Source organism: Bacteroides togonis (assembly GCF_900130135.1).
Lineage (GTDB): Bacteria > Bacteroidota > Bacteroidia > Bacteroidales > Bacteroidaceae > Bacteroides > Bacteroides pullorum.
In genome coordinates this window covers 1,302,920-1,318,072 of the sequence record NZ_LT670820.1, presented here as the reverse complement: position 1 = coordinate 1,318,072, position 15,153 = coordinate 1,302,920, and the positions used below count along the sequence as shown (strand labels likewise).

Annotated in this window: 12 protein-coding genes and 2 tRNA genes; 6 read left to right on the top strand and 8 right to left on the bottom strand. The window is 51.2% G+C overall.

Features of this window, described 5'->3' with window-relative positions:
* Window positions 1-8: 8 nt before the first annotated feature.
* From BQ8005_RS05755 to rho, 5 genes are all read right to left on the bottom strand, one after another.
* Window positions 9-82, bottom strand: a tRNA-His gene (locus tag BQ8005_RS05755).
* Window positions 83-172: 90 nt separating this feature from the next.
* Window positions 173-1,264, bottom strand: a complete 1,092-nt coding sequence (locus BQ8005_RS05750) for a CapA family protein (RefSeq protein ID WP_075317396.1) — start codon at window positions 1,262-1,264, stop codon at window positions 173-175.
* A gap of 25 nt (window positions 1,265-1,289) precedes the next feature.
* Window positions 1,290-2,174: a bifunctional methylenetetrahydrofolate dehydrogenase/methenyltetrahydrofolate cyclohydrolase FolD gene (gene folD, locus BQ8005_RS05745; protein ID WP_075317395.1), complete on the bottom strand. Its 885-nt coding sequence runs from the start codon at window positions 2,172-2,174 to the stop codon at window positions 1,290-1,292.
* Window positions 2,175-2,367: 193 nt separating this feature from the next.
* The gene (gene ffh / locus BQ8005_RS05740) at window positions 2,368-3,693 is read right to left on the bottom strand and encodes a signal recognition particle protein (protein ID WP_021847518.1); all 1,326 of its coding nucleotides are present in this window, start codon (window positions 3,691-3,693) and stop codon (window positions 2,368-2,370) included.
* 47 nt (window positions 3,694-3,740) lie between these two features.
* Window positions 3,741-5,747: a transcription termination factor Rho gene (rho, locus tag BQ8005_RS05735; RefSeq protein ID WP_075317394.1), complete on the bottom strand. Its 2,007-nt coding sequence runs from the start codon at window positions 5,745-5,747 to the stop codon at window positions 3,741-3,743.
* 234 nt (window positions 5,748-5,981) lie between these two features.
* On the opposite strand from rho, the gene BQ8005_RS05730 reads away from it, so the two are divergent.
* Window positions 5,982-6,815, top strand: coding sequence for a 4Fe-4S binding protein (locus BQ8005_RS05730; protein WP_075317393.1), 834 nt, complete (start codon window positions 5,982-5,984; stop codon window positions 6,813-6,815).
* Here the strand turns inward: BQ8005_RS05730 and tilS are convergent.
* A complete protein-coding gene (gene tilS, locus BQ8005_RS05725) occupies window positions 6,805-8,082 on the bottom strand; it encodes a tRNA lysidine(34) synthetase TilS (protein ID WP_075317392.1) in 1,278 nt (425 codons plus the stop codon). The two genes, BQ8005_RS05730 and tilS, sit on opposite strands and share 11 nt — an antisense overlap.
* Window positions 8,083-8,394: 312 nt before the next feature.
* Here tilS and feoB point away from each other — a divergent pair, with 312 nt between their 5' ends.
* The 5 genes from feoB (at window position 8,395) to BQ8005_RS05695 (ending at window position 14,328) form a co-directional block, all read left to right on the top strand.
* A complete protein-coding gene (gene feoB, locus BQ8005_RS05720) occupies window positions 8,395-10,866 on the top strand; it encodes a ferrous iron transport protein B (protein ID WP_075317391.1) in 2,472 nt (823 codons plus the stop codon).
* Window positions 10,867-11,126: 260 nt separating this feature from the next.
* Window positions 11,127-11,198: transfer RNA gene (locus BQ8005_RS05710), tRNA-Cys, on the top strand.
* Between the two features lie 151 nt (window positions 11,199-11,349).
* On the top strand, window positions 11,350-12,510 hold the full coding sequence (locus BQ8005_RS05705; protein ID WP_075317390.1) for a site-specific integrase: 1,161 nt from the start codon (window positions 11,350-11,352) through the stop codon (window positions 12,508-12,510).
* Between the two features lie 127 nt (window positions 12,511-12,637).
* Window positions 12,638-13,078 carry a LexA family protein gene (locus BQ8005_RS05700; RefSeq protein WP_075317389.1) on the top strand — a complete coding sequence of 147 codons (441 nt, stop codon included), beginning with the start codon at window positions 12,638-12,640 and terminating at the stop codon, window positions 13,076-13,078.
* Between the two features lie 2 nt (window positions 13,079-13,080).
* Entirely contained in the window at window positions 13,081-14,328 is a 1,248-nt protein-coding gene (locus BQ8005_RS05695; protein ID WP_075317388.1) for a Y-family DNA polymerase, read from the top strand.
* A 9-nt stretch (window positions 14,329-14,337) separates the two neighbouring features.
* On the opposite strand, the gene BQ8005_RS05690 is transcribed toward BQ8005_RS05695, so the two are convergent.
* Together BQ8005_RS05690 and BQ8005_RS05685 are read right to left on the bottom strand one after the other, a co-directional pair.
* The gene (locus BQ8005_RS05690; RefSeq protein ID WP_075317387.1) at window positions 14,338-14,577 is read right to left on the bottom strand and encodes a DUF6965 family protein; all 240 of its coding nucleotides are present in this window, start codon (window positions 14,575-14,577) and stop codon (window positions 14,338-14,340) included.
* Between the two features lie 110 nt (window positions 14,578-14,687).
* Window positions 14,688-15,101, bottom strand: coding sequence for a hypothetical protein (locus BQ8005_RS05685; RefSeq protein ID WP_234984007.1), 414 nt, complete (start codon window positions 15,099-15,101; stop codon window positions 14,688-14,690).
* Between the last annotated feature and the right edge of the window lie 52 nt (window positions 15,102-15,153).

Sequence of the window (15,153 nt, the reverse complement as noted above, 5' to 3'; positions counted from 1 at the left end):
CACTAGTGGGTGGCAGATGGGACTCGAACCCACGACATTCAGAACCACAATCTGACGCTCTAACCAACTGAACTACAGCCACCATGTTAGTGCATTTCCTAAATGCGGTGCAAAGATATGGATTATATTTGAACTGGCAAAGCTTTCGGGAAATATTTTTTGTTTTTCTGCATCATTTTGTTTGTTCGCCGATTCCTTTGTTATATTTGGAGAACAGCTTGCGGGTGCTTTCTGTGAAGATTTTCAGACGGTTACGGGCCGCTGCAGACAGGCTGTCTGTCGGAGTCGTGACGGGGTAGAGAATGAAATTCTTTTTTCCGGTCAGCGTGGGGCGCCCCGTCCATACAAGGTCGTAACTGCAGGAAGCCAACCGGATGCGTGGAACGGTGACCGCAGTCGGAGGAGTTTTCTCCAAGGTCAGGCTGATGACGGCACCGCCGTCGGTGTGGCGAGCGCTCATGTTGGAGAGGTAGTTCCCCAGCGAGTAGACCAGCAGATGACGGTCGCCGCTGAGGCTGTCTGTGCGCACTTCCATGGGTTGCACCACGTGCGGATGACTACCGATGATGTGGTCCACACCTTGGGCAAACAACCAGTCGGCCCACTCCTGTTGTTCATGGCTAGGCAGCTGCTGGTATTCGTTGCCCCAGTGCAGGCAGGCGATGAGGACGTCGGGGCGCCAGGCTTGGGCGGTGTGGATGTCTTTCAGCATCTGGCGGCGATCCAGGTAGTTTACTTGGTTGGGGGCTTTGGGGCGCAGGCCGTTGGTGCCGTAGGTGTAGTTAAGTAGGGCGATGCGAAAGCCGTTCTTTTGTAGGAGTAGTGGATAGCGGTGGTGGCGGTCGGTGGAATCGCGGTAGGTTCCGGCCGAGAGAATCTGAAGGGAGTCGAGCTGGTGGAGTGTACGTTCCAGTCCTTTCTGCCCGCGATCCAGACAATGGTTGTTGGCGGTGAGCAGGATGTCGAAACCGGCGTCGCGGATGGCGTAGAGGTATTCATCAGGAGCACTGAAGGCAGGATATCCCTGATAGGGTTGCCCGCCTAGCGTTACTTCCAGATTGCCAATGGCGATATCGGCTGCCTGTATTTGTGGCTTGACAAGGGAAAAACAAGACGAGTAGTCGTAGGTTCCTTGTGGGGTACGGGCAGCGTCAATTTGTGCTTGATGCTGCATCAGGTCGCCTACAAATAATAGCGTAATCCGCTCCTGTGCAGAGAGGGTTACGCTATAAAGGAATAAGGTAAGGAGCGCCCACGTCTTCATTGCCTTTCAGAGTTGGGAGGTGTTTTTAGTCGTTGTAAACGGCTTTTTTGCCTGCCAGCAAAGTATTTTTCATCAGCGAGACGATAGTCATAGGGCCTACGCCGCCCGGCACGGGGGTGATGAATGAGCATTTGGGGGCCACTTCGTCGAACTTTACGTCGCCCGTTAGTTTGAAGCCCGATTTTTTAGTGGCATCGGGTACGCGGGTGGTACCTACATCAATCACGACAGCACCTTCCTTTACCATCTCAGCCTTCACGAAGTTGGGCTGGCCCATGGCGGCTATGATGATATCGGCTTCCTGGCATTCCTTCACCAGGTCACGACTGCGGCTGTGGCATACGGTGACGGTAGCGTCACCCGGATAGGCCTTTTGCATCATCAGCATGGCCATCGGTTTACCCACGATGTTGCTACGACCCAGGATGACACATTTCTTGCCTTTTGTGTCGATGTTGTAGCGCTTCAGCAGTTCGAGGATGCCGTTTGGCGTGGCCGACACGTAGCAGGGCAGGCCAATGGAGAGACGTCCCACATTGATGGGGTGGAAACCGTCCACGTCCTTACGGTAGTCAATAGTTTCGATTACTTTCTGTTCGGAGATGTGCTTGGGCAGGGGGAGCTGCACGATGAAGCCGTCCACGTCGGGATCGTTGTTCAGTTCGCGTACCTTGGCCAACAGTTCTTCTTCGGTCACGTCGGCTTCGTAGCGGATGAGACTTGATTTGAAACCGCATACTTCGCAGGCTTTTACTTTAGCAGCTACATATGTTTCGCTACCGCCATCGTGTCCCACCAGGATAGCGGCCAGATGGGGGCGTTTGCCTCCGTGGGCCACGATTTCCGCCACTTCGGCGGCAATCTCTTGCTTCACTTGTTCTGAAATTGCTTTTCCGTCTATTAAGGTCATTTTTTTGTGTTTTAATGATGGATATATATAAGTATCGCAAAAATAGCGGATTTTGGTGAATAAACCAAGGTTCGTGAGAAACGATGTGATACAAAAAGGCACGGAGGCTACAAAACCAACAAGAAATTGCTTCTTGTTTTTAGTTTGTAACCTCCGTGCTTTTACAGTGGTGGAACGCTATGAAGCGTATTTATCATTTCTTCAGCTTCGGCATCATCATTTTGCCCATCTTGCTGCCAGTTACCATCTTCATCATCTTGCGAGTCTGGTCAAACTGTTTCAGCAGACGGTTCACCTCCTGGATGTTTGTGCCGCTACCTTTTGCGATGCGCTGGCGGCGTGAGCCGTTCAGGATTTCGGGGTTAGTGCGCTCTTTCGGCGTCATGGAGTTGATGATGGCTTCGATACTCTTGAAGGCATTATCGTCGATGTCGATGTCCTTGATGGCCTTACCTACACCCGGTATCATGGAGGCCAGTTCCTTCAAATTTCCCATCTTCTTGATTTGCTGGATCTGGCTCATGAAGTCATTGAAGTCGAACTGGTTTTTCTGAATTTTCTTCTGAAGGCGTTTGGCCTCTTCTTCATCATACTGTTCCTGTGCACGTTCTACCAGTGAGACGATATCACCCATACCCAAGATACGGTCGGCCATACGGCTGGGGTGGAATTGGTCGATGGCATCGAGCTTCTCGCCAGTACCCACGAACTTGATAGGCTTGTTCACCACCGAACGGATGGAGAGGGCTGCACCACCACGGGTATCACCGTCGAGCTTGGTCAGTACTACGCCGTTGAAGTCCAGACGGTCATTGAATTCCTTGGCCGTGTTCACAGCATCCTGACCGGTCATGGCATCGACCACGAAGAGGATCTCGTTGGGATTGATGGCCTGTTTGATAGCTGCGATTTCGTTCATCATCTCCTCGTCTACGGCCAGACGACCGGCAGTATCGACAATGACTAGGTCGTAACCTTTGGCCTTGGCTTCCTGAATGGCGTTTTGCGCAATCTTTACAGGGTTCTTGCTGTCCAATTCGCAGTACATGGGTACTTCGATTTGTTCGGCCAATACGCGCAGCTGTTCGATGGCGGCAGGGCGGTAGACGTCGCAGGCAACAAGCAACGGCTTGCGGTTCTTCTTCGTCTTGAGCATGCGGGCAAGTTTGCCGGAGAAGGTTGTCTTACCCGAACCTTGCAGACCTGACATCAGGATGACTGTCGGTTTGCCGCTCAAGTCGATTTCGGAGGTTTCTCCACCCATCAATTGGGTCAGCTCATCGTGGACAATTTTCACCATCAATTGACTGGGTTTAACGGCAGTGAGCACGTTTTGTCCCATGGCTTTTGCCTTGACGGTGTCGGTAAAGTTTTTGGCCACCTTGTAGTTGACGTCGGCATCCAGCAGGGCTTTGCGTACGTCTTTCAGGGTTTCGGCTACGTTGATTTCGGTGATTTTGCCTTCACCTTTCAATATCTTGAACGACCGTTCGAGCCGTTCGCTTAAGTTATCGAACATAAGGTATTATCAATTATCAATAGTTCATTGTAAAGGGTTCATTATTCTCAGCTGTTCATGCTCATGAGGAACTCGTCGTTGTCTTTGGTCTTTTCCAGACGGTCCTTCACGAAATCCATGGCTTCGAGGGCATTCATGTCGGCCAGGTACTTACGCAGAATCCACATGCGGTCGAGTGTTTGCTTGTCTTGCAACAGGTCGTCGCGGCGTGTGCTCGAAGCGACAATATTGACGGCGGGGAAGATGCGCTTGTTGGCCAGATTGCGGTCGAGCTGGAGTTCCATGTTGCCCGTACCCTTGAATTCCTCGAAGATCACTTCGTCCATCTTGGAGCCTGTATCAATCAGGGCTGTAGCCAGGATGGTGAGTGAACCGCCACCTTCGATGTTACGGGCGGCACCGAAGAAGCGTTTGGGTTTGTGCAGCGCGTTGGCATCTACACCACCTGACAGTACCTTGCCTGATGCGGGCGAAACGGTGTTGTAGGCGCGGGCCAGACGGGTGATGGAGTCGAGGAAGATGACTACATCGTGGCCGCATTCTACCATGCGCTTGGCTTTTTCCAGCACAATGCCGGCAATTTTCACGTGGCGTTCGGCCGGTTCGTCGAAGGTTGAGGCGATGACTTCAGCGTTGACGGTGCGGGCCATGTCGGTCACTTCCTCAGGACGCTCGTCGATGAGCAGCATAATCATGTATACCTCGGGGTGGTTGGCTGCGATGGCGTTGGCGATGTCCTTCATCAGGATGGTCTTACCTGTCTTGGGCTGTGCTACGATAAGGGCGCGCTGTCCCTTGCCGATGGGGGCGAAGAGATCTACTACGCGAGCCGAGAGCGAGTCGCTGTATCCGCCTTTGCAAAGCTTGAACTTTTCGTCGGGGAAGAGCGGCGTTAGGTGTTCAAAAGGAACACGGTCACGTATGAAGGCCGGGTCGCGGCCATTGATCTTAGAAACTTTTACCAGCGGGAAGTATTTTTCTCCTTCTTTCGGCGGACGGATGACACCGTCTACTACGTCGCCTGTTTTCAAGCCGAAGAGCTTGATTTGCGACTGCGAAACGTAGATGTCGTCGGGTGAAGAGAGGTAGTTGTAGTCAGACGAACGGAGGAAACCGTAGCCGTCGGGCATGATTTCCAATACGCCAGTACCGCCGAGGATATCGTCGAAGTCGTATGCTTTTTCACGCTCCGGCTGTTTGCGCTCCGGCTGAGGCTGCGGGGCATTCTCTGCATTATAGGGCTGGATGGCTCGTTGTTGAGGTTGAGCGGCAGGGCGCTGTTGCTGATTATTGTTGTTATTCTTGTTTTCGGCATTGTTGTCACGACGGATGCGTTGACGTTGCTGCGGTTGTTTTTGTGGAGCAGGTGCTTGTACAGGTGGCTCTACACGAGTTGCTTCGAATTTGCCGATCAGTTCGGAAGGCAGTTCTATTTTTTCAGTCGGGAGATCTTCAATGGGGATGAAGTCGTTGTCGGCATTGACTGGGAGTGGCATCTCTTCTTTAGGTTCTGTTACTTCAGTTTTAGCCGTTTTTTCCTCCTCTGCCACTACTGCTTTGGGAGTTTCTTCTTCTTTGTTTACTGATGGTTCAGCAACGGTTTCTTTTTTCTCAGCTTTTTCTGCTGTCTTTTTCCCTTCTGCCTTAGTCTTGCGAGGACGTCCGGGTTTGCGTTTGGTCGATTCGGGATTTTCTTCCGTCTCGTTTGTGCTTTCTATGGTCGGTTGGGCAGGAACTACAGCCGTTTTTTCAATGGTAGGAGCTTCGTTCGGATTGGGCTTGCTCAGCTCTCCGTTTTTGTCTGCCGAGAATACTTTATCTACGTTGTCCTTCTTGACAGTGACGCGTGATCTTTTCTGGCGTTCATTTTTACGCTCTTCTTTTTGTTTGTCAGCAGCAACTTTTTTAGTTGCGCCTACAATGGCTTGTTCGTCAAGAATCTTGTAGACCAACTCTTCTTTTTTGAGTGATTCGGTCTTCTTGATACCTAATTCCTGCGCAATACTTTGAAGTTCCGACAAACTTTTGTCGTTCAGTTGAATAATATTGTACATATATACGTGTATGAATTATATTGTATAGGAGGGGGTAGCTTACTTAAAGCAGCCGTTGCCGACAATTAAGCTGAACCACCTTTTTGAAATCTATTATTTAAATAGGGATTATTTTTAGTCTATTGATGTCTTTTTGACGGCGCAAAGATAGAAAATTATTTTGGGTTTCATATACAATCAGCCTGTTTTTTTGAATAGAATATCCTATCTTTGTTTCGTGATAAACGTTTAGTTATGACTATTACTGAAATAAATCTGATTACTTTTTCGCCTACTCATACATCTAAACAAATAGGAGAGGCGATTGTTCGCGGCATGGGTATTGCCGACGTTTCTTTTGTAGATATGACCTTACAGGCGCCTGAGAAAAAGGAGTTTGGCTCCGACGCTTTGGCGGTGATAACGGTACCTGTATATGGCGGCCATGTGGCTCCTCTGGCTTTGGATCGGATGAAAGACCTTTGCGCCGACGGTACGCCAGCCGTGATAGTTGTGGTTTATGGCAACCGTGCCTACGAGAAGGCTTTGGTGGAGTTGGACGCTTTTGTTAGCGGCTTAGGTTTCAAAGTGATTGCCGGCGGAACGTTTGTAGGTGAGCATTCGTACAGTAGCGACCGTTATCCCATTGCGGCCGGCCGTCCCGATGACGACGACCTGAAGTTTGCCGAAGAGTTTGGTGCCAAGGTGCGTATTAAACTGTCGAATGCCGCCGATGCAGAGCATCTGTATGGCGTGGACGTGCAGAAGATTCAGCGGCCGAAGCAACCTTTCTTTCCTCTATTCCGTTTTCTGCGTCGGGTGATAAAGTTGCGCAAGAGCGGTGTGCCCATGCCTCGTACGCCTCAGGTGGACGAGAACCTCTGTACACATTGCGGCTTGTGCGTGAAGCGTTGTCCTGCAGGCGCCATTGTGAAAGGGGAGGAGTGCGTGACGAATGCCGAGAAATGCATCCGTTGCTGCGCTTGTGTGAAGGGATGCCCTCAGAAGGCACGTACGTTCTATACGCCCTTCGCCGCTTTGTTGCACGATTGCTTCCAGCGCCCGAAGGAGAACCGAATCATTCTTTGATTATACGGACGATCGTCACTTTACGTGTGTATTTGTCCACTCGAAAGCGGTTGTCTGTCCGTTCGCCCACCAGCCAGGCGATGTCTTCGCCGCAACACAACACCCATTGGCGTTGTTTTTGCAGGAGGGAGAATTTGCGGTCGGTCAGATAATCGCTTACTTTTTTGCGCCCCTTCATGCCGAAGGGCACGAACGTGTCGCCCGTCTGCCATAGGCGCAGGGTCAGTGTGTGGTGCAGTTTGGAGGTGTCGAAACAGGCGGTGAGGCAGTCGCGGGGGATGATGAAGTCGGGCGTCAGCTCCACTTCCGTCATTTCCAGTCGGGGCGGGCGGCTCATGGCCTGCTTGTCTTGCATCAGCAGCAGGTCGCGGTCCTTCACCACCAGCCAGCCTTCCGATTCGAAGGCCTTGCCTGCCTGCCTTTCGAGCGAGCGGAAGATGTCGTCCGTCTGCGCTTCGTTGAAGCCCAGCGGGTGGAGGATTTCATGGAGCAGCGCCTGCGGCTCCGCTTCCTTCAGCAGGGCGGCTATGCGGATACCTTCGGGGCAGAGCACCCTTTCCCTGGCTTCGGCTATACCTATATTATATAAGGTGGCGGCTTCGTCCAAGTGGGCGGCCGTACGGAGGATGCTCCGTCGGACGGACGGGTTGATTTCCTGCATCAGGGGCAGGAGGTTCAGGCGTATTTTGTTGCGCGTGTATTCGTCCTGCAGGTTGGTACTGTCGGTGACGTACGTCTGGCCTTGGCGGTCGAGGTAGTGCAGGATGTCTTCGCGTGTCAGGCAGAGCAGGGGGCGGACGATGCGACCGTTGCGTGGGCGGATACCTCGCAAGCCGTTGATGCCCGTGCCCCGCATCAGGTTGAGGAGGAAGGTCTCCACGCTGTCGTCGGCATGGTGGGCCACGGCTACGGCGTCGGCGCCCAGCTCTTGACGGAGGGTCTCGAACCATTGGTAGCGCAGCTCGCGTGCGGCCATTTCGATGGAGATGTGTCGGTTGGCGGCGTGTTGCGTGGTGTCGAAGTGGACAACGTGCAGGGCGACGTGCCGCTCCTCGCACAGGCGGCGGACGAACTGCTCGTCGCGGTCGGACTCCTCTCCACGCAGGTGGAAGTTGCAATGCGCCGCCTCGCATGCATAACCCAGCTTCGTCAGCAGGAGCAGGAGGGCCACGGAGTCGGCGCCGCCGCTCAGGGCCACGATGACTTTGCCGCCTGCTTCCAGCAGACGTTCTTGGGCAATGTATTGGGCAACTTTCTTCTTTTCCATACCTGCAAAGGTAGTATAAACCGAGAGAAATACAAAAGACGAAAACAACGTTTTCGGGCTTTTTTATTTCCGAGGTGTCGTTGTTTTATTAGCAGGTCAGCATTCCTTCGGAAAGCACTGCTTTGCAACCTTTAAAGCATTGCTTTCTCCCTTTGAAAACATTGCTTTCCGAAATGGCGCGTAGCGCGATGCGGACGGGGTTTGCTATCAGTTTCTTACGCCTTGTTATTTAAAAACATTCTAAATTGCTTGCGGGTTGTCGGCATATCTCGTATCTTTGCATCCGAAAAATCATAGAGAAAGGCAAATACTATGCGTTTATCCGAATTGAATACCGGTGAGAAAGGCGTGATTGTCAAGGTGATGGGCCACGGAGGTTTCCGCAAGCGCATTGTGGAGATGGGCTTCATCAAGGGCAAGACGGTGGAGGTGCTGCTCAATGCGCCTTTGCGCGACCCTGTGAAATACAAAGTGATGGGCTACGAAATCTCCCTGCGCCGCCAGGAGGCCGACATGATTGAGGTCATCAGCGAACAGGAGGCGAGGGAGCACAACGTGCAACCCGGCTACCACAAGGGACTGGAGGAAAACATCCGCCTGACCGAGGACGAAATGAGAACGCTGGCGCGCGACAAGCGCCGAACCATCAACGTGGCGCTGGTGGGCAATCCAAACTGCGGCAAGACGTCGCTCTTCAACATAGCTTCGGGGGCGCACGAACATGTGGGCAACTACAGCGGCGTGACGGTCGATGCCAAGGAAGGCTTCTTCGACTTCCAGGGCTACCGCTTCCGCATCGTCGACTTGCCGGGCACGTATTCGCTTTCGGCCTATTCGCCCGAGGAAATCTACGTCCGCCGCCACATCATCGACCAGACGCCGGACATCATCATCAACGTGGTCGACGCCTCCAACCTGGAGCGCAACCTCTACCTGACCACCCAGCTGATAGACATGAACGTCCGCATGGTGGTGGCGCTGAACATGTACGACGAGCTGGAGGCCAGCGGCAATACACTGGATTACGTGAAGCTGGGCGAACTCTTCGGCGTGCCGATGCTGCCCACCGTGAGCCGTACGGGCCGCGGCGTGGAAAACCTTTTCCACGTCATCATCACCCTTTACGAAGGAGGCGACTTCCTCGACAAGAAGGGAAAGGTGCGCGCCGAAATCCTCGAAGACTTCCGCCAGTGGCACAAGGAATATGTGCCCGACCACGCTTTCGGCACCCATCAGGAAGAGGAGGAGCATCCGCGAGGTTTCTTCCGCCACATCCACATCAACCACGGCCCCGAACTGGAGCGCAGCATCGATGCGGTGAAGCTGGTCATTAGCGAAAACGAAAACATCCGTCACAAATACTCCACCCGTTTCCTTTCCATCAAGTTGCTGGAGAACGACAAGGACCTGGAGGGCATGGTGAAGACCCTGCCCAACGGCGATAAAATATTGGAAGTGCGCGACCGCGAGAAGCAGCGCATCCGCGAGGTGATGAACGAGGACAGCGAGCAGGCCATCACCGATGCCAAGTATGGTTTCATCTCGGGTGCTCTGCGCGAGACGTTCGTGGATAACCATCAGGACAAGGAGCGTATGACGCGCGTGATAGACGCCATCGTGACCCACCGCGTCTGGGGATTTCCCATCTTCTTCCTCTTCATGTTCCTGATGTTCGAAGTGACTTTCGTGCTGGGAGCCTATCCGCAGGACTGGATTGAGAGCCTGGTGAACGTTATCGGAACCTTCATCAGCAACAACATGGCCGAAGGGCCGTTGAAGGATTTGCTCATCGACGGCATCATCGGCGGCGTGGGAGGCGTCATAGTCTTCCTGCCCAACATTCTGATACTCTATCTGTTCATTTCGCTGATGGAGGATTCGGGCTACATGGCCCGTGCAGCCTTCATCATGGACAAAATAATGCACAAGATGGGCTTGCACGGCAAGTCGTTCATCCCTCTCATCATGGGCTTCGGATGCAATGTGCCTGCCGTATTGGCTTCGCGTACCATCGAGAATCGCAAAAGCCGGCTTGTGACCATCCTCATCAATCCCTTGATGTCGTGCAGTGCGCGCCTGCCTATCTACCTGTTGCTGGTAGGCGTCTTCTTTCCCCATCATGCCAGCCTGGTGTTGTTGAGCATTTATAGTTTGGGCATCATTCTGGCCGTGGTCATGGCGCGTCTCTTCAGCCGCTTCCTTGTGAAGGGCGACGACACGCCGTTCGTCATGGAGCTGCCTCCCTACCGCATGCCTACCTCGAAAGCCATCTTCCGCCACACGTGGGAGAAGGGTGCACAATACCTGCGCAAGATGGGTGGTGTCATCATGGTAGCCTCCATCATCATTTGGGTGCTGGGGTATTTCCCGCGTCCTTCCGAGTCGATGGACTTGGCGCAGCAACAGGAGAATTCCTATATTGGCCGCATCGGTAAGGCCATCGAGCCGGCTATCGAGCCATTAGGCTTCGATTGGAAGCTGGGTATCGGCATCCTGTCGGGTGTGGGAGCCAAGGAACTGGTGGTCAGTTCGCTGGGCGTGCTCTATGCCGATGATGCCGAAGCCGACCAGACGACCTTGGCCCAACGGTTGCCCATCACGCCGCTTGTGGCTTATGGCTATATGGTTTTCATCCTGCTTTATTTCCCATGCGTGGCTACGCTGGCTGCCATCAGGCAGGAGGCGGGCGGCTGGAAGTGGGCGGCATTTGCGGCTGCCTATACCACTATATTGGCATGGATCATGTCCTTTGCCGTTTATCAGATAGGAGGATTGTTTGTATGACCGACTGGCAACATTGGGCGGTAGCCCTGATCGTACTGCTATGCTTGTGGAGCATTGTAAAGAGCATCCGCTCCTTTTTTCGCCGTTCGCGGAAAGGGGAAAATCCTTGTAGCGGATGCTCTTGCGGGTGTTCGGGCGGTTGTCCTTCGGCGGCCGTGAAAAAAGAAATGAAGAAAAAATGCTGCGGATAGTTGGTAATTAGAAAAATTGTACTACCTTTGCATCCGCAATCGGGAAGTAACCCCTTGCAAATCGATCTTGGTACCTTGGATGAGTGGCTTAGTCAGCGGTCTGCAAAACCGTGTACGGCGGTTCGAATCCGCCAGGTACCTCGAAATCATCAAAAGCCCTGCCTTTCAAAAAGGCGGGGCTTTTGTTGTTTATTGGCTTTCAATCATTTACCTACTTTTTAAATTTTGTGTTTTATTGTGCATACGTAGCCCGATTGTAGACCGGTGCAAAATTATTACCCGATTGTAGAACATGATTAATGTAAAAACATATCTCAGGAAGTACGCTAATGATACCAGTGGAGTCATTTGGGTTTCATTCTATATCAATCGTGAGAAGGTGGCGTTTTCGACTAAAGTCCCCGTAGATTGCAAGAATTGGAATGACAAGAATGCTTGTGTCAAACCTGGTGACAAGAATGCTGCTGATAAGAATCTAATCATTGAGAATATACATTCACGTATTAATAATGTATTGGTGAAATATCGTTTGAAAGATAAGAAATTGACACGGGACGCCTTTCTTCGGGCATATCATCGACCAAGCGATTATAGTAGTTTCTTCGACTATGTAACCGCACAGCAAAAAAATCTGTCTGTTCGTAATGAGTCGAGTACGTTGAACACGCATATGTCTGCAATCAGAAAGATCCAACAATTCTCCCCAACTCTCACCTTTGATGATATTACGAAAGATTGGTTGGATGATTACTTCATCTACTTGCGTAAGGAGCTTGATAATAATAGCAATACTGCTTATAAGAATATGGGAATCCTCAAGAAATATGTTAGGATGGCCTATAAGGATGGGTATATGGATGAGAACCCATTCGATTCATGGCAAATCAAAAAAACGACTGCAAGTTGTGTTTATCTGACAGAAGATGAACTAACCAGGTTGACCGATTTGTATCGAAGTGGAGAACTGGAATATAACCTTCATAAAACACTTGAGTTCTTCCTATTCCTATGCTTCAGTTCGCTACATGTAGGGGATGCTAAAAAACTGAAATTGGAACAATTCGGCGAGGCATCATTTACTTATTTTCGAATCAAATTGCGTAACAAGAAGCCAGAACCTATTGTTGTACCTATCTCTGAACCTCTTCGGGCGCTTATAGTCAACATTGCCGGACCACGAAAGCAAGGGCCGCTATTTGAGTTAACACAGGCTGATCAGACGATGAATAGGAACCTGAAGGTGATAGCGTCTATTGCAGAGATAGAAAAACCGATTACCCATAAGGTCGGTAGGCATACGTTTGCAACCATCTTCCTTCGTAAGACCAAGGATATCGCCGCACTCCGTGAGATCCTTGGTCACTCAGACATTGGTGAAACACTTATATATGCCCATGTACTGGAGGAAAGCAAACAAGAGGGCGTTCAGTGTTTCAATGCCTTTAAAATATAGGGAAAATCGCTGTGCATTCGTGCGTTATTATGTATTATTTTGTTTTTCAAACTGATAGCTACGCACAAATTAAGCACTGTTTTTGCACGATTTTGTATTGTCCATTAATATGTCTACTTTTGCCCCTATGAAAAAGAATATCGAAATACATTTGGTAGACCTGTCCACCTCCCTTCCGCTCCCGTATGCTGACGAGGGTATCCGGGCTGGATTCCCTTCTCCGGCCCAGGACTACATGGAGCAGGCTATTGATCTTAACAAGGAGCTTATCAAGCATCCCTCCAGCACATTCTATGGCCGTGTGGTCGGTGACAGCATGAAGGACGAAGGCATCGAAGAGGGCGATATATTGGTAATCGACAAGTCGCTTGAACTAATTGAGGGTGACTTGGCCGTGTGCTACGTGGACGGCGAGTTCACCGTCAAGAGGGTGTCTATCGAGGGCGATACCGTTTGGCTGGTACCGTCCAACCCGGACTATCCACGCATCAAGGTGACTGCTGACAACGATTTCCTGGTGTGGGGAATTGTGACCTACACTATCAAGAAAAACCGCAGGAGGAGATAACCATGTTCGGGCTGATGGACTGCAACAACTTCTACGCCTCCTGCGAAAGAGTATTCAATCCTTCGCTGAATGGGCGGCCCGTTGTCGTACTATCGAACAACGATGGCTGTGTTATCGCACGCAGTAATGAGGCGAAGGCTATGGGCATCCCGATGGGCGCTCCAGCCTTTCAGATAAAAGAACTGGTAGAGAAGCACGGGATTGCAGTCTTTTCATCCAACTATACTCTCTATGGGGATATGTCTGCACGGGTCATGTCTATCCTTTCCTCTCTGGTACCTGAAATCGAGATTTACTCCATCGACGAAGCGTTTGCGAACCTGGATGGTATCACGGACTATCAGAGCTTGGGAACAGATATTGTCAATAAGGTGTACAAAGGCACCGGTATCCCTGTCAGCCTGGGCATAGCGACGACCCGAACATTGGCGAAGATGGCCAACAAGTTCGCCAAAAAGTATCCGGCCTATAAGCGGGTTTGTTGCATCGACTCAGACGAGAAGCGGGAGAAGGCCCTGCGCCTATTTGCCATCGGCGACGTCTGGGGAATCGGCCGGAGACAGGCTGCTAAGCTGGAGAAGGAGGGCGTGAAGACCGCCTACGACTTTACCCAGTTACCCGGCTCGTGGGTCCGTAAATACATGACGGTAGTTGGTGAACGCACTTGGAAAGAACTCCGTGGAATACCCTGCATCACGGAGAATATCACGCCTCGTAAGCAGATTTGCACATCTCGCAGCTTCGGGACAATGATTGACAGCATCGAGCAGATGGATGAAGCGGTATCTACCTTCGCATCGACGTGTGCCAAGAAGCTACGTGAGCAGAAAGGCTATGCCGTGTCGCTACTTGTGTTCATACTCACTAACCGCTTTCGAGAGGATCTTCCGCAGTACTGGAAGAGTTTTTCGGTCAATCTGCCGGTGCCCACGGACGACACGCTGGAGATAGTCCACTATGCCCTTGCCGGGCTAAGGAGTATCTTCCTCAAGGGGTTCCAATATAAGAAGGCCGGTGTCATCATTACGGAAATTACCTACAACGTCCAGCATAACCTGTTTGACACCGTTGACCGGGACAAACGTGATAGGCTGATGAACGCCATTGACACTATCAATGAGAAACATGGCCACTCGGTCAAGTTAGCTGTCCAAGGTAAAGGTACAGGCTGGAAGCTGAAGCAGGAGCAGCTATCCAAACACTATACGACGGACCTTGGAGAAATCATCGAGATAAATTGTAAAGAATAAAGTGGCGGCCTATTCGGTTGCCTCTACTATTTCTTTCAATCTATACAGCCTGTCTATTGCAGGGTTGTAAAACGGATCTGGATAATGGGACTTGATATCGTTAATATTGGCACTGACATACATGGCTGTGTCGTAGATGTGTTCAGCCTCACTCAGCGTCATTTCCTTTGGCAACTTGGAGTTTTGTGCCCATTCTATTATTTCTCTAACAGATTGCTCGTCGTATGCAAATTTTGACCCTTCATCCATAGCGCGTTATTTTTCTACAAAGATAATGAAAATCCCCGACCACCTTCCGGCAGCCGGGGATAAATACATTTATAGTCCTAAGCAGAACCTCCGTTCTCAATGCGAAGATACTATTTTTTTCGAGACTTGTAAACAATCCATCCTATAATTATCAGGGCGGCCGTGATAATAATACCGAATGCCCATCCGCCAAGCTCCAGCTTCATCTGTTGCCAACGGGTGAGCTCCTTCTCCACCGGATACGGCACCTTCACCTCCTTGGTGACCGTCACTTCTTTGGATGGCTTGTAGATTGTATCGGGTTTCGTTCGCATTTTCGCAAGCAGGTTGCCGAGGCTGTCAATAGCCAGCTGGGCCTGTGCATTCTTGCTGTTGGCGATATCAAGCCAGGACAGGACTACCTTTCCATTCTCATCACACTCCAGTAGTGCCCGAATAGTAGCGCTGTCAGGTGGCAACTGAACTTCAACCAGCTTCTCTACGACTATACTATCTACGCTACTTTCGACTGGTACGTATTTCACGCTCCGACATGAACATATTGTTGACATCAGCAAAATGATGCACAACCATTTT

What these genes read in the sequence shown, in the direction of transcription:
- BQ8005_RS05750 (WP_075317396.1), bottom strand. Translation starts at nt 1,264, where the DNA reads ATGAAGACGTGGGCGCTCCTTACCTTATTCCTTTATAGCGTAACCCTC.
- folD (WP_075317395.1), bottom strand. Translation starts at nt 2,174, where the DNA reads ATGACCTTAATAGACGGAAAAGCAATTTCAGAACAAGTGAAGCAAGAG.
- ffh (WP_021847518.1), bottom strand. Translation starts at nt 3,693, where the DNA reads ATGTTCGATAACTTAAGCGAACGGCTCGAACGGTCGTTCAAGATATTG.
- rho (WP_075317394.1), bottom strand. Translation starts at nt 5,747, where the DNA reads ATGTACAATATTATTCAACTGAACGACAAAAGTTTGTCGGAACTTCAA.
- BQ8005_RS05730 (WP_075317393.1), top strand. Translation starts at nt 5,982, where the DNA reads ATGACTATTACTGAAATAAATCTGATTACTTTTTCGCCTACTCATACA.
- tilS (WP_075317392.1), bottom strand. Translation starts at nt 8,082, where the DNA reads ATGGAAAAGAAGAAAGTTGCCCAATACATTGCCCAAGAACGTCTGCTG.
- feoB (WP_075317391.1), top strand. Translation starts at nt 8,395, where the DNA reads ATGCGTTTATCCGAATTGAATACCGGTGAGAAAGGCGTGATTGTCAAG.
- BQ8005_RS05705 (WP_075317390.1), top strand. Translation starts at nt 11,350, where the DNA reads ATGATTAATGTAAAAACATATCTCAGGAAGTACGCTAATGATACCAGT.
- BQ8005_RS05700 (WP_075317389.1), top strand. Translation starts at nt 12,638, where the DNA reads ATGAAAAAGAATATCGAAATACATTTGGTAGACCTGTCCACCTCCCTT.
- BQ8005_RS05695 (WP_075317388.1), top strand. Translation starts at nt 13,081, where the DNA reads ATGTTCGGGCTGATGGACTGCAACAACTTCTACGCCTCCTGCGAAAGA.
- BQ8005_RS05690 (WP_075317387.1), bottom strand. Translation starts at nt 14,577, where the DNA reads ATGGATGAAGGGTCAAAATTTGCATACGACGAGCAATCTGTTAGAGAA.